Annotated in this window: 15 protein-coding genes; 9 read left to right on the forward strand and 6 right to left on the reverse strand. The window is 70.9% G+C overall.

All coding sequences use genetic code 11. From position 1 onward, the window contains the following. Positions 1–149: 149 nt before the first annotated feature. Together hisC and KOF26_RS04050 are read left to right on the forward strand one after the other, a co-directional pair. Positions 150–1250: a histidinol-phosphate transaminase gene (gene hisC / locus KOF26_RS04045; RefSeq protein ID WP_216320507.1), complete on the forward strand. Its 1101-nt coding sequence runs from the start codon at positions 150–152 to the stop codon at positions 1248–1250. Beyond that, positions 1250–2155, forward strand: coding sequence for a prephenate/arogenate dehydrogenase family protein (locus KOF26_RS04050; RefSeq protein ID WP_216320508.1), 906 nt, complete (start codon positions 1250–1252; stop codon positions 2153–2155). The genes hisC and KOF26_RS04050 overlap by 1 nt, the downstream gene beginning before the upstream one ends. A 103-nt stretch (positions 2156–2258) precedes the next feature. Here KOF26_RS04050 and KOF26_RS04055 read toward each other — a convergent pair whose 3' ends face one another. Then, positions 2259–2591, reverse strand: coding sequence for a hypothetical protein (locus tag KOF26_RS04055; RefSeq protein ID WP_216320510.1), 333 nt, complete (start codon positions 2589–2591; stop codon positions 2259–2261). Between the two features lie 186 nt (positions 2592–2777). Between KOF26_RS04055 and KOF26_RS04060 the strand changes: the two genes are divergently transcribed. Next, the gene (locus tag KOF26_RS04060) at positions 2778–3734 is read left to right on the forward strand and encodes an esterase-like activity of phytase family protein (RefSeq protein ID WP_216320512.1); all 957 of its coding nucleotides are present in this window, start codon (positions 2778–2780) and stop codon (positions 3732–3734) included. Between the two features lie 67 nt (positions 3735–3801). Here KOF26_RS04060 and rpmB read toward each other — a convergent pair whose 3' ends face one another. Then, the gene (gene rpmB / locus KOF26_RS04065) at positions 3802–4095 is read right to left on the reverse strand and encodes a 50S ribosomal protein L28 (protein ID WP_216320514.1); all 294 of its coding nucleotides are present in this window, start codon (positions 4093–4095) and stop codon (positions 3802–3804) included. A gap of 156 nt (positions 4096–4251) precedes the next feature. Here rpmB and KOF26_RS04070 point away from each other — a divergent pair, with 156 nt between their 5' ends. The 3 genes from KOF26_RS04070 (at position 4252) to KOF26_RS04080 (ending at position 6441) form a co-directional block, all read left to right on the forward strand. Continuing rightward, the gene (locus tag KOF26_RS04070; protein WP_253201082.1) at positions 4252–4509 is read left to right on the forward strand and encodes a hypothetical protein; all 258 of its coding nucleotides are present in this window, start codon (positions 4252–4254) and stop codon (positions 4507–4509) included. 47 nt (positions 4510–4556) lie between these two features. Further along, positions 4557–5009: a nucleoside deaminase gene (locus KOF26_RS04075; RefSeq protein ID WP_253201083.1), complete on the forward strand. Its 453-nt coding sequence runs from the start codon at positions 4557–4559 to the stop codon at positions 5007–5009. A 106-nt stretch (positions 5010–5115) separates the two neighbouring features. Then, positions 5116–6441 (forward strand): hemolysin family protein, encoded by a 1326-nt coding sequence (locus tag KOF26_RS04080; RefSeq protein ID WP_216320525.1) that lies wholly within the window; start codon positions 5116–5118, stop codon positions 6439–6441. 41 nt (positions 6442–6482) lie between these two features. On the opposite strand, the gene KOF26_RS04085 is transcribed toward KOF26_RS04080, so the two are convergent. The 4 genes from KOF26_RS04085 to purD all read right to left on the reverse strand — a co-directional run bounded on the left by KOF26_RS04085 (position 6483) and on the right by purD (position 9517). Next, positions 6483–6815 carry a hypothetical protein gene (locus tag KOF26_RS04085; RefSeq protein ID WP_253201084.1) on the reverse strand — a complete coding sequence of 111 codons (333 nt, stop codon included), beginning with the start codon at positions 6813–6815 and terminating at the stop codon, positions 6483–6485. Positions 6816–6929: 114 nt separating this feature from the next. Next, complete coding sequence (locus tag KOF26_RS04090; RefSeq protein WP_216320543.1) at positions 6930–7604, reverse strand: LemA family protein; 675 nt, start codon at positions 7602–7604, stop codon at positions 6930–6932. A gap of 104 nt (positions 7605–7708) precedes the next feature. After that, positions 7709–8233 (reverse strand): helix-hairpin-helix domain-containing protein, encoded by a 525-nt coding sequence (locus KOF26_RS04095; protein WP_216320546.1) that lies wholly within the window; start codon positions 8231–8233, stop codon positions 7709–7711. A gap of 24 nt (positions 8234–8257) precedes the next feature. Continuing rightward, positions 8258–9517, reverse strand: a complete 1260-nt coding sequence (gene purD / locus KOF26_RS04100; RefSeq protein ID WP_216320549.1) for a phosphoribosylamine--glycine ligase — start codon at positions 9515–9517, stop codon at positions 8258–8260. Here purD and xseA point away from each other — a divergent pair. The 3 genes from xseA to KOF26_RS04115 all read left to right on the forward strand — a co-directional run bounded on the left by xseA (position 9516) and on the right by KOF26_RS04115 (position 12201). After that, positions 9516–10883, forward strand: a complete 1368-nt coding sequence (gene xseA, locus KOF26_RS04105) for an exodeoxyribonuclease VII large subunit (protein ID WP_216320553.1) — start codon at positions 9516–9518, stop codon at positions 10881–10883. The genes purD and xseA overlap by 2 nt on opposite strands. Before the next feature lie 131 nt (positions 10884–11014). Next, positions 11015–11218, forward strand: a complete 204-nt coding sequence (locus KOF26_RS04110) for a DUF2093 domain-containing protein (RefSeq protein WP_216320558.1) — start codon at positions 11015–11017, stop codon at positions 11216–11218. Between the two features lie 128 nt (positions 11219–11346). Continuing rightward, the gene (locus KOF26_RS04115; protein WP_253201149.1) at positions 11347–12201 is read left to right on the forward strand and encodes a M23 family metallopeptidase; all 855 of its coding nucleotides are present in this window, start codon (positions 11347–11349) and stop codon (positions 12199–12201) included.

Genomic DNA, 12201 nt, shown 5'->3' on the forward strand with positions numbered 1-12201 from the left:
CCTCGCGCCGGGGCAGGCGCGCTGCGGTGTACGCTATGCTGTAGCAATTTCCAGGATAATGGAAAATGCTGAATCAAGCGTGTCGGGCGCCAATTAGGCGCTTGGCTGCCCAGTTTCCACCTGCCCGCATCCCCGCTAAGGCCGAAGTCATGAACAGGCCCCTACCCAAGCCGTGGATCACCGCGATCAGCCCCTATGTGCCCGGTCGCTCGACCACCGATGACGGCCGCAAGGTCGCCAAGCTGTCATCCAATGAGAACCCGCTCGGCACGTCGACCCAGGCGCGCGCCGCCTTCGCCGCCGCCGCCGCGACGCTGGATCGCTATCCGGATGCCGGCGCCACCGCGCTGCGCGAGGCGCTGGCCGCTGCGCACGGCCTGGATCCGGCGCGGGTGATCCATGGCACCGGCTCGGACGAGCTGCTCCATCTCGCCTGTGGCGCCTATGCCGGCGCGGGCGACGAGGTGCTCTATGTGCGCTACGGCTTCTCGGTCTATCCGATCGCGGCGCGGCGCGTCGGCGCGGAGCCGGTCGAGGCGGCGGATCGCGATTATGCCACCGACGTCGACGCCCTGCTCGCTTCCGTCACCGACAAGACCCGCGTGGTGTTCGTCGCCAACCCGAACAACCCGACCGGCACCTTCACGCCGCGCGGCGAGCTCGCGCGGCTGCATGCCGGCCTGCCCGCCGACTGCCTGCTGGTGATCGACCAGGCCTATGCCGAATATCTCGCGCCCGAAGATGATGACGGCGCACTGGAGATGGCGCGGACGCTGCCGAACGTGGTGGTGACGCGGACCTTCTCGAAGATCTTCGGCCTCGCCGCCGAGCGCATCGGCTGGGCCTATGGGCCGGCGGAGGCGATCGACGCCATGCATCGTATCCGCGCGCCGTTCAACGTCACCACCGCCGGCCAGCTGGCGGCGATCGCCGCGCTTGGCGACAGCGAATTCGTGGCGCGGAGCCGGGCGCACAACGCCCGCTGGCGCGGCTGGTTCGAGGGCGAGATGGCGCGGCTCGGCAATGCCGGTATCCGCGCGGTGCCCAGCAAGGCGAATTTCAGCTTCGTGCTGTTCGAGGGGGCGCTGGACGCCGAGAGGGCGTATAGGGGGCTGATGGATCGCGGCTATATCGTGCGTTGGCTGCCGGGCCAGGGCCTGCCCCATGGCCTGCGCATCACCATCGGCACGGAGGAGGAGACACGCGCCATCGCCGCCGCGATCGCGGAAATGGCCGAGGGGGCTGCCTGATGTTGCCGTTTGCGCGCGTCACGATCATCGGCCTGGGGCTGATCGGCTCGTCCGTCGCGCGCGCCATCCGGCGCTCGATGCCGACGGTGCGGCTGACCGGCTATGACGCGAGCCCCGCGGTGCGCAAGCGGGTCGCCGAGCTCGATTTCCTTGACGATATCGCCGACACGGCCGGGGCCGCCGTCACCGATGCGGATCTGGTGCTGCTGTGCGTGCCGGTCGGCGCGATCGGCGAGGTGGCGGCGAGCTTTGCCGCCGATCTGCCGGCGGACGCCATCGTCTCCGATGTCGGCTCGTCCAAGGCGGGGGTGGCTGCTGCGCTGGCGGTGGCGCTGCCCGGCGTGGCGGTGGTGCCGGCCCATCCCGTCGCCGGCACCGAGAAGAGCGGCCCGGACGCGGGCTTCGCCAGCCTGTTCGACGGGCGCTGGTGCATCCTGACGCCGGCCGGCGATGCCGATCCCACGGCGGTGATGCGGGTCTCCGCTTTCTGGGAAGGGCTGGGCGCGCGGGTCGACATCATGGACGCGGCGCATCACGACCTGGTGCTCGCCGTGACCAGCCATTTGCCGCACCTCATCGCCTACACCATCGTCGGCACCGCTTCGGACCTGGAGACGGTGACCCGTTCCGAGGTGATCAAATATTCGGCCGGCGGCTTCCGCGACTTCACCCGGATCGCCGCCTCCGACCCGACGATGTGGCGCGACGTGTTCCTCGCCAACAAGGAGGCGGTGCTGGAGATGCTGCAGCGCTTCACCGAGGATCTGACCGCGCTCCAGCGCGCGATCCGCTGGGGCGACGGCGACACGCTGTTCGAGCTGTTCACCCGCACCCGCGCCGTCCGCCGCTCGATCATCGAGGAAGGGCAGGACGACGCGGCGCCCGACTTCGGGCGGCAGCATTAGAGGGGGGATTGCATCCGGGCCGCGCGCGGACCCGGAAAGAACCGACGAGGCCGGCGCCATGCGGCACCGGCCTCTCTTCCCGATACGCAACGCGGGAAAAAGCTTAGCAGGGACGCCCGTCCGAGCGATCGATGACGCGGCCGTTCGGGCCGTTGCCGAGCAGACCGCCGGCGATCGCGCCGATGATGCCGCTCGAGCCGCCGCCGCCGCAGCGGGGCTGGCCGCGACGGGGGTCGCGATAACCGTCGCGCTCGTCGGGGCCGCCGCGCCGCTGATCGTAGCGGCGATCGTCATAGTCGCGGCGCGGCGGCGGCCCGCGGCCGCGATCGGGGCGATCATAGCCGCCGCGCGGATAGCCGCGCGGCTGGGCGGACACCGCAACCGGCGTCAGGATGACGGCCGACAGGGCGGCGATCGTCAGGGCCTGGCGGATCATCAACTTCTCACTTCTCCAACAGAGTCGTCCGATGTCGATTCGCGGGGTGCCGCAATCCCCGCCTACCGGACAAGTTCGCCTGCGCCTATGCCCGGCCTGCCCTGAGCCTATCCTTAACAACCCGGTCGGCCGAGGTTCAGCGGATCGGGATGGCGCAAAAGGGCGCAGGCGCTAGAAGCGCGGGCCATGCGCCTGCCAGCCCTCGCCGCCGCCCTGCTCGCCGTCCTGCCCGCGGGGCTCGCCGCCACCGCCGCGCGCGGCGACGCCATCCACGCCACTTCGGTGCAGCTCGACGCGGGCGATCCGGGGCGGGTCAGGGTGGGCAAGCTGCGCTGGCTGGGCGGGTGGGCGCTTGCCTCGCGCGACCGGCGGTTCGGCGGGCTTTCGGCGCTGGTCGATGTCGGCGGCGGACAGTTCCTCGCCTTGTCGGACACCGCGACGCCGACCCGCATCACGATGACCGCCGCCGGCCCCGTCGCCCATATCCTGCCGACGCTGGGCCCGCCCGGCCAAGCCGAGGCGCCGAAGCGGGAGCGGGACAGCGAATCGCTTACCCATGATCCGGCAAGCGGGCGCTTCTGGGCGGGCTATGAGGGGATCAACGCCATCGTCCGCTATGGACCGGGGCTGGCCGAGGAAGCGCGGACGCGCCCGGCCGCGATGCGCGACTGGGAGATCAACGGCGGGCCGGAGGCGCTGCTGCGGCTCGCCGACGGGCGCTTCATGGTCATCGCCGAGAAGATGCGGTCGGGGCCGGGCGGGCGGCGGGCGCTGATGTTCCCGGGCGATCCGACGCTGCCGGGCGCGACGCCCTTCGCCTTCGTCTATCGCCCGCCCGACGGCTATGATCCGAGCGACGCCACCCAGCTGCCGGACGGGCGGTTGCTGGTGCTGAATCGTCGGGTGTCGCTGATGGAGGGGTTCACGGCGGTGCTGACCGTGGTCGATCCCGGCGCCATCCGCCGGGGCGCGACCGTCGCCGGCACCGAGATCGCGCGGCTCGCGCCGCCGCTGGTCACCGACAATTTCGAAGGCATCGCCGCCACCAGCACCGGCGGACGGACGATCATCACTCTCGTCTCGGACGACAATTTCCTGCCGATCGAGCGCACCCTGCTGCTGCGTTTCGCACTGGAAGATTGACGGCGAAAACGCGAAGGGGCCGGCTGGATCGCTCCAGCCGGCCCCTTCGAAATCGTGATCGCCGGGATCAGGCGGCCTGGGCGGCCGTCTTCTTCGTGATCTCGCGCTTCAGGCGACGCGCGCGCAGCGAAAGATCGGCGTCCTTGGACTTGAGCAGCCAGTTGTCGAGGCCGCCGACATGCTCCACCGAGCGCAGCCCGTGCGTCGAAACGCGCAGACGCACCGACTGGCCGAGTACATCGGACAGCAGCGTCACATTCTGCAGATTCGGCAGGAAGGTGCGCTTCGTCTTGTTATTGGCGTGGGAGACGTTGTGCCCCACCTGGCGACCTTTGCCCGTCAGCTCGCAAATGCGCGACATCGTTCTCGTTCCTGCAGCTTAAATCCCGGAAAGGCCGGCCGCCTAGCGGGATTCGCCCGGGAGGTCAACCTTTGGCCGGCCGGCGCCCCCGCCGATCCGGATGCAACCGCCGGCCCGGGACGGCGTTGACGGCTGGGTTAGAGGGAGAGGACGTCGATGAGAACCCTGGCCGTCATAATCGCGATCGTGGTGCTGGTCGCCATCGTCGCCATCCTCACGGGCTTCGTGAACCTCAGCGGCAGGGCCGGCGAGATGCCGCGAGTCGCGGTTGAAGGCGGGCGCCTGCCGGCCGTCAACGCGGATGTCGGCTCGGTCGACGTCGGCACCACCAACACGACGGTGGAAGTGCCGAAGGTCGAGACCGAGCGCCGCACCGTCGAGCTGCCCAAGGTCGAGGTCCGCAAGCCGCAATAAACCGGCGCCGCGCTTGCCGCGGCGCGTCGCAGGGGCGATGGGAGGGCATGGCTTTCCCGCTGCCCCCGCCGATGCGGCTCGCCCTTGATCTCGCCGCCGAGGCGGCGCGGTCGGGCGAGGTACCGGTCGGCGCGGTGGTGACGCTTGGCGAGCGCATCGTCGCGACCTCCGCCAACGCGATGCGTGGTGGCCATGATCCCACCGCCCACGCCGAGATGGTCGCGATCCGCGCGGCGGCGAAGGCGCTGGAGACCCCCCGACTGGATGGCTGCGCCTTGTGGGTGACGCTGGAGCCCTGTGCGATGTGCGCGGGGGCGATCGCGCTGGCCCGCCTCTCGCGGCTTTATTACGCGGCGCCCGATCCGAAAGGCGGCGCGGTCGACCACGGTCCGCGGCTGTTCGCCCAGCCGACCTGCCACCACCGGCCCGACATCTATGCCGGGATCGGGGAGGCGGAAGCCGCCGGGCAGCTGCGGGGATTCTTCCGGGACAGACGGTGATCGCGCCCCCGGGGCCGGCCCCGACCCGCTGAACCCTTCGACAGGAAGGCTTGCCCTCAAACGGGTTGTCGGCGGCGCGCTTTCCCGGCATGAGAGCGGTCTGGCCATGGCCCCAACCGCTCCCCTTCATCCCTTCCCGTGGATCGATCTCGCGATCATCCTCGCTCTGGTGGTGATGAACGGCGTCTTCGCCATGTCGGAGCTGGCCATCGTCTCGGCACGGGGGCCGCGGCTGGAAGCGATGGCGCGGGCGCGCCGATCCGGCGCCGCAACCGCGCTGCGGCTGCGCGAGGATCCGGGCAAGTTCCTGTCCACCGTGCAGATCGGCATCACCCTCACCGGCATCGTCGCCGGCGCCTTTTCGGGCGCCAGCCTCGGCGCGCCGGTGGCCGAGCGGCTGGCGCTGCTCGGCGTGCCGGTGGCGGTCGCCAACGAGATGGGCTTCGCGCTCGTCATCGCCATCACCACCTATGCCTCGCTGATCGTCGGCGAGCTGGTGCCCAAGCAGTTCGCGCTGCGCTCGCCCGAGCCGATCGCGGCGACGATGGCGGTGCCGATGCTGTGGCTGTCACGGGCCACGGCGCCGGTGGTGTGGCTGCTCGATCAATCCTCGGCGCTGGTGTTCCGGCTGCTCGGCCTCAATCGCGAGAGCGAGACGCAGGTGACGGCCGAGGAGCTGCACCTGATCGTCGCCGAAGCCTCGTCGGCGGGAGTCATCGAGGAGAGCGAGCGGCAGATTATTTCCGGCGTGGTGCGGCTCGCCGACCGGCCGGTGCGCGAGATCATGACGCCGCGCAACCAGGTCGAGTGGCTCGACATCGCCGCCACCAGCGAGGAGATTGCCGGACTGGTCCGCGACGTGCCGTTCAGCCGCCTGCCGGTGGCGGAAGGCTCGGTGGAATCGATCCGCGGCGTGGTGCTGGCGCGCGACCTGCTGATCGCGGTGCTCGATGGCCGGGCGCTCGATCTTGCCGCGATGCTGCGCGAGGTGCCGGTGGTGCCGGACCAGATGGATGCGATGGATGCGCTGGTCGTGCTGCGCGGCGCCGACGTGCCGATGGCGCTGGTCCATGACGAATATGGCCATTTCGAAGGCATCGTGACCCCCGCCAACCTGCTCGCGGCCATTGCCGGCACGTTCGTGTCGGATGCCGGCGACGGCCATGATCCGGCGCTGGTCGAGCGGGCGGACGGCAGCTGGCTGATTTCCGGATCGCTCGCCGCCGATGCGATGGCCGAGCGTCTCGGCTTCGACCTGCCCGAGGATCGCGATTATGCGACCGCGGCCGGCTTCGTGCTGGCGGTGATGAAGCGCCTGCCCGTCACCGGCGACCTGTTCGCCTATGACGGGTGGCGCTTCGAGGTGGTCGACATGGACGGGCGCAAGATCGACAAGCTGCTCGCCACCCGCCGGATCAGGGGCGAGGCCTAGGCGGGGGCGGCGGCCGCCAATGCCGATCCGCCGCGACCCGCTCAGCGGCGGCGGGCAACCTGGCGGTCGCGGCTTTCGGCGCGCACACGGGCCGAAAGCGCGTCATAGCGGCGATCGAGGTCGCTACGCTCGCGGATCGACAGGCCCCCGCGGCTATAGTCCCGCTCCAGCCGCATGAGGCTGGCGAACTGCCCGCGCAGACCGCTCGCTTCCTGGCGGGTCAGCCGGCCGGTGCGGACGCCCTGGTCGATCTGGCGCTCGATCTGGTTCTTGCGTGCATTCATGTTCTGCCACGGCGCCGCCGAGGCGGTCGACGGCAGCATGCCGAGCGCCAGCGTGGCGGTGGCGGCGATGGCGAGGAGGGACTTCTGCATGGCGTGATGCCTTTCCTGTTCGGGGCCTCCGGGGAGGCGACGGCATCGAAAATTCCATTACGCAGCTGAAAGAATGCTGGACGATGCGTTGCCGTCCGTTCAGTTGCCCGGCGTTCAGGATTGGGGGGTGGGATCGCCGGCGTCGTCGGCTTCCTGCGGATCGGCGGCACGTTTCGCGTTCGAAGCCTTGAGCCGCTCCGCCGCGCCCTGCGCGTGGCTGGTCGCCAGTGCGGCCATCCGCCCCATGCCTTCGCGCAGGATCCTGCCGTCGTCGGTGGTGAATGAGGCCAGCCGTTCCTCGGCGGCCTCGTCGGCGGCGAAATAGGGCGCCTCGGCAAAGCCCAGCTTTTCCGCATAGAGCAGGTGGGGGAGGCTGCCGCGCAGCGCGTTATAGCCCTGGGCGGCGGCGTTATAGGCTTCGCGCCGCTCGAGGATCGTCGTCTCTATGCCTTCGAGCTGGGCCATCAGCTGCTGATAGGTGCCGTTCGCCTTGAGGTCCGGAAAGCGCTGCGCCAGCATCTGGACATTGCCGATGACCCGCGCCGCATCGGCCGCGGCCATGTTGGCGCGCGCCAGGCTGTCGCCTTCGACGACCGTGAAATGGGTGAGCTTTTCATGGTCGCCATAGCTCGCGGCGATATCCGACAGCCGCTGGGCGACATCATGCCGCTTCTTCACCGTGGCGGCGATATTGGCCTGCCGCCGCTTCACATTCTCCGCCGCCGCCCTGAGCCTGTTGTAGGCGAAGAACAGCCAGACGGCGATGGCGAGGAAAATCAGCCAGCCCACGCGCGCTCCCTATGCCGATGCACTCATGAGGCATCAGCATCCGTGGCGGCTTGCCCGAACTCAACTGGCCGGCTGGTCATGCGGCCGACCGCGGCGCGTCCCCTTCAGCTGATCTTGCCGTAGCGCGCCTCGAACGCGGCGCGGTCGCCATCGGCGAGGAGGCGCGCCTGCTCCACCCACTGGTCGCGACGGATGCGGCCCCTGAAACTGCCCATCTGCGCGTCGAGCGCGTCCACGCCGGCCTCGTCCAGCGCGGCGAGATCGGTGAAGCGGGTGACGCCGAGCGCGTTGAGCTGCGCGGCGGCCTTGGGGCCGAGGCCCTTGAGCATGGTCAGCGCGTCGCCGGGGACCGGCGTACCCGGCGCGGCGGGCGAGAATGACACCGGCAACGGGGCGAGGCCCACGGGCGGCGTGCCGGCCTTGGCGGCGGCAACCTCGGGCTCAGGGCGCGGCATCACAGGGCCGGCGGGCTTCGCCTCCCTGGGGGTCGGCGCGAAGGTGCGCCGCTCGGGCTCGGCGACCGGCTGCTCGCTGAGCGCGACCCGCTGGCGGCGGCCGCGCAGCAACAGCACCACGGCGAGGATCGCCGCCAGCGCGACGAGGATGATGACGAGGCTTTGCGTATCCACGAGTCTCTCTCCCTTGCGCCTGTCTTACCGGCCGGATGCGTGTTCGCGCGCGGCCTCCCGCCAGCCGATATCGCGGCGGCAGAAGCCTTCCGGCCAGTCGATCGCGTCGACCACAGCATAAGCGCGGGCGCGCGCCTCCGTCACGTCCTTCGCGCGGGCGGTGACGCACAGCACCCGCCCGCCGCTGGCGACGAGGTTGCCCTGGGCATCCCGCTTCGCGCCGGCGATGAACGTGCGCGTCGCCTCCCCCTCCGCCGGCACGCCGCGAATGACGGTGCCGGTGCGGGGGGTGCCCGGATAGCCTTCTGCCGCCATCACCACGGTCAGCGCGACATCGTCGGACCAGCGCGGGCTCACCTCGCCGAGGCGGCCATCGGCGGCGGCGATCAGCAGCGGCAGCAGATCGCTGTCCAGCCGGCTCATCAGCACCTGGCATTCGGGATCACCGAAGCGGGCATTATATTCGATCAGCTGCGGGCCGTCCGCCGTCAGCATCAGCCCGGCGAACAGCACGCCCTGAAACGGCGTGCCGGCGTCCGCCATGGCGCGCACGGTGGGGCGGACGATCTCGTCCATGACGCGGGCTTCCAGCGCCGGGGTCAGCACCCGGGCCGGGGAATAGGCGCCCATGCCGCCGGTGTTCGGGCCGGTATCACCCTCGCCGACGCGCTTGTGATCCTGCGCGGATCCGAAGGCGATGACGTCCGTCCCGTCCGCGATGGCGAAGAAGCTCGCCTCCTCGCCGGTGAGGAACGCCTCCAGCACCATCGGGCCGTCGACGGCGCGGATCGCCGCCTCGGCCTCGCCCCGGTTCTCGGCGATGACCACGCCCTTGCCGGCGGCGAGCCCGTCCGCCTTGACCACCAGCGGCAGGCCGAAGCGATCCATGTCGGCGAGCGCGGCCGCCGCGCCGTCGAAGCGCGCATAGGCGGCGGTCGGAATGCCGGCGCGGGTGCAGAGATCCTTGGTGAAACCCTTCGAGCCTTCCAGCTGGGCCGCCGCCGCCGACGGACCGAACACGCGCACGCCGGCCCCGCGCAGCGTATCGGCGAGCCCGTCGACCAGCGGCTGTTCCGGCCCGATGACGACGAGGTCGATGGCCTTGTCGCGGGCGAAGGCGAGGACGGCGGCATGATCCGTGACGTCCACCGCGACGCATTCGGCGCGCCCGCAAATGCCGGCATTGCCGGGCGCGGCGTAGAGCGTCGTCAGCAGGGGCGATTGCGAAAGCTTCCAGGCGAGCGCATCTTCCCGGCCACCCGATCCGATCAACAGGATTTTCATGGCCACCTCTTTCTCCGCTGCCGGCGGCCTCCTAGCCGAGGAGTTGCCGGGCGACAACGCGCCGGCGCTCACCGTGTCCGAGCTTTCGGGCGCCCTCAAGCGGGCGGTGGAGGATGCGTTCGGCCATGTCCGGGTGCGCGCCGAAGTGTCCGGATTCAAGCGCCATTCGTCCGGCCACTGCTATCTGACGCTGAAGGATGATCGCGCCTGCATCGACGGGGTGATCTGGAAGGGGCAGGCGGCGCTGCTGCGCTTCCGTCCCGAGGACGGCATCGAGGTCATCGCCACCGGCCGGCTGACGACCTATCCGGGCCGGTCCAAATATCAGATCGTCATCGATCGGCTGGAGCTGGCAGGCCAGGGCGCGCTGATGGCGCTGCTCGACCAGCGCCGCCGCGCGCTCGCCGCCGAGGGATTGTTCGACGAGGCGCGCAAGCGGCCCCTGCCGTTCCTGCCGCGGACCATCGGCGTCGTCACCTCGCCGACCGGCGCGGTGATCCGCGACATCCTCCATCGGCTGGCCGACCGCTGCCCGACGCGCGTGCTGGTGTGGCCGGTGGCGGTGCAGGGCGAGGGCGCGGCCGAACAGGTGGCGGCCGCCGTGCGCGGCTTCGGCGCGATGGAGAGCCCGCCGGACCTCGTCATCGTCGCACGGGGGGGCGGCTCGATCGAGGATCTGTGGGCGTTCAACGAGGAGGCGGTGGTGCGCGCCGTCGCCGCCTCGCCAATCCCGGTGATCTCGGCGGTGGGGCATGAGACGGACACCACGCTCTGCGATTTCGCCGCCGACCGGCGCGCGCCGACGCCGACCGCCGCCGCCGAGATGGCGGTGCCGGTGCGCGGCGACCTCATCGCGATGATCGAGGATCAGGGCCGGCGCATGAACCGCTGCGCGCGCCGTTATCACGAGCGGGCGGGCGAGCGGCTGGCAAATGTCGCGCGGCGGCTGCCGGCGCCGGATGCGATCCTCAGCCCCCAGCGCCAGCGGCTCGACGATGCCGGCGATCGGCTGCCGCGCGCGCTGGGGCGGCGGCTGGCGGTGGCGCGCGGCGATCTGGCGCATGCGGCGGGCGCGCTCCGGCCGCGACTGTTGCAGGATCGGCTGGCGCGGGATCGGGCGCAGCTCGACGCGCTGTGGCGGCTGGCGGCGAGCCTCCATCCCGAGCGGCCGTTGCAGAAGGGCTATGCGTGGGTGTCGAAGCGCACTGGCGGGGTCGTCGCCAGCGCCGGCGAGGCGCGGGCGGCCGGCGCGCTGACGCTGCATTTCGCCGACGGCACGGTGGATGTACAGGCCGGCCCGGCCGGCCCCCGGGTTGAGCGGCCGCGCCAGGGGGACCATCCGCCGGGACAGGAATCGCTTTTCTGATATAGGGTCATTACCTAGACCCGTCACCCTGAACGCGTTTCGGGGTCCGCCCCGCCACAGGCTCCGGAGTTCGTGGGGGCGTGGATGCCGAAACAGGTTCGGCATGACGGATAGAGAGAAAGTCCACACACATGCTGATGTCCCAGGGGGCCGGCCGCCCCGCCCGCCTTCGCTTCCTCGACAATGGCTTCCGCCTGCTGTCGCCCGGCGATCACGTGGTTTGCGCCGTGTCGGGAGCGCCGATTCCGCTCGACCATCTGCGCTACTGGTCGGTGGCCAGACAGGAAGCCTATGCCACGCCGGAGATCGCCACCCGCGCCGCGCTCGGCCAGTGACGGCCCCGCTCCGTCCGAACCTTCCCCGCCGGTCGGGCGGCACCATGAGAACTGCCGGCTCGGGCTTCGCCGGGAGCGAACGGACCGGGGGCACGACATGCGGCGCCGCTATCCTCGCGATGGTGGCGCTGGCCGGCTGCGTGGCGCCGTCCGCGCCGCCGCGTACCGCGATGACAGCGCCGGCGCCCCCGCCTGCCGCGCCGGTGACACCGCCGCCGGCGCCCTTGCCCGGACCTGTCCTCACCGGCGAGCGCATCCAGGGCGGGCTGATCCACGGCACGGCGCCCGCCGGCACCCAGATCATCCTCGACGGAAAGCCGGTGCCGACCGCGCCTGACGGGCGCTTCATCATCGCCTTCGACCGCGATGCCGGGCCGCAAGCCACGCTCATCGCCATTCTGCCGGACGGGCGGCGACAGACCGAGACCCTCGCCGTCGCGCCGCGCGCCTGGGAGATCGAGGAACTGCCCATCCCCAAGGGCACCTCGCCCAGCCCCGAGTTCCTGCGCATCCGCGGCGAGGAGCTGCGCCAGATCGCCGCCGCCCGCGCCATCGGCACCGACGCCGCCGGCTGGACCCAGTCTTTCCATTGGCCGATCACCGGGCGGATCAGCGGGCTGTTCGGATCGCAACGCGTCTATCGCGGCGAGAAGGGCGCCTATCATTCGGGCACCGATGTCGCGCGGCCTGCGGGCACGCCGGTGGCGGCGCCGGCGGACGGCGTCGTGATCCTTGCCGCCGATCATCCCTTCACGCTGGAGGGCAATCTGCTGATGGTCGATCATGGCATGGGGCTGAATTCCAGCTTCCTCCATTTGTCGCGCATCGACGTGAAGCCCGGCGACCATGTCCGCCAGGGCCAGATCATCGGCGCGGTTGGCATGACGGGCCGCGCCACTGGGCCGCATCTCCATTGGAGCCTGAAATGGCGGGATGCGCGCATCGATCCGCTGCTGCTCGCCGGGCCGATGCCGGCCGGCTGA

The organism is Sphingomonas quercus (genome assembly GCF_018863195.1).
GTDB classification, from domain to species: Bacteria; Pseudomonadota; Alphaproteobacteria; order Sphingomonadales; family Sphingomonadaceae; genus Solisphingomonas; species Solisphingomonas quercus.

Excerpts from the sequence above, each read along its gene's own strand:
- hisC (WP_216320507.1), top strand. The coding sequence starts at position 150 with ATGAACAGGCCCCTACCCAAGCCGTGGATCACCGCGATCAGCCCCTAT.
- KOF26_RS04050 (WP_216320508.1), top strand. The coding sequence starts at position 1,250 with ATGTTGCCGTTTGCGCGCGTCACGATCATCGGCCTGGGGCTGATCGGC.
- KOF26_RS04055 (WP_216320510.1), bottom strand. The coding sequence starts at position 2,591 with ATGATCCGCCAGGCCCTGACGATCGCCGCCCTGTCGGCCGTCATCCTG.
- KOF26_RS04060 (WP_216320512.1), top strand. The coding sequence starts at position 2,778 with ATGCGCCTGCCAGCCCTCGCCGCCGCCCTGCTCGCCGTCCTGCCCGCG.
- rpmB (WP_216320514.1), bottom strand. The coding sequence starts at position 4,095 with ATGTCGCGCATTTGCGAGCTGACGGGCAAAGGTCGCCAGGTGGGGCAC.
- KOF26_RS04070 (WP_253201082.1), top strand. The coding sequence starts at position 4,252 with ATGAGAACCCTGGCCGTCATAATCGCGATCGTGGTGCTGGTCGCCATC.
- KOF26_RS04075 (WP_253201083.1), top strand. The coding sequence starts at position 4,557 with ATGGCTTTCCCGCTGCCCCCGCCGATGCGGCTCGCCCTTGATCTCGCC.
- KOF26_RS04080 (WP_216320525.1), top strand. The coding sequence starts at position 5,116 with ATGGCCCCAACCGCTCCCCTTCATCCCTTCCCGTGGATCGATCTCGCG.
- KOF26_RS04085 (WP_253201084.1), bottom strand. The coding sequence starts at position 6,815 with ATGCAGAAGTCCCTCCTCGCCATCGCCGCCACCGCCACGCTGGCGCTC.
- xseA (WP_216320553.1), top strand. The coding sequence starts at position 9,516 with ATGGCCACCTCTTTCTCCGCTGCCGGCGGCCTCCTAGCCGAGGAGTTG.
- purD (WP_216320549.1), bottom strand. The coding sequence starts at position 9,517 with ATGAAAATCCTGTTGATCGGATCGGGTGGCCGGGAAGATGCGCTCGCC.
- KOF26_RS04110 (WP_216320558.1), top strand. The coding sequence starts at position 11,015 with ATGCTGATGTCCCAGGGGGCCGGCCGCCCCGCCCGCCTTCGCTTCCTC.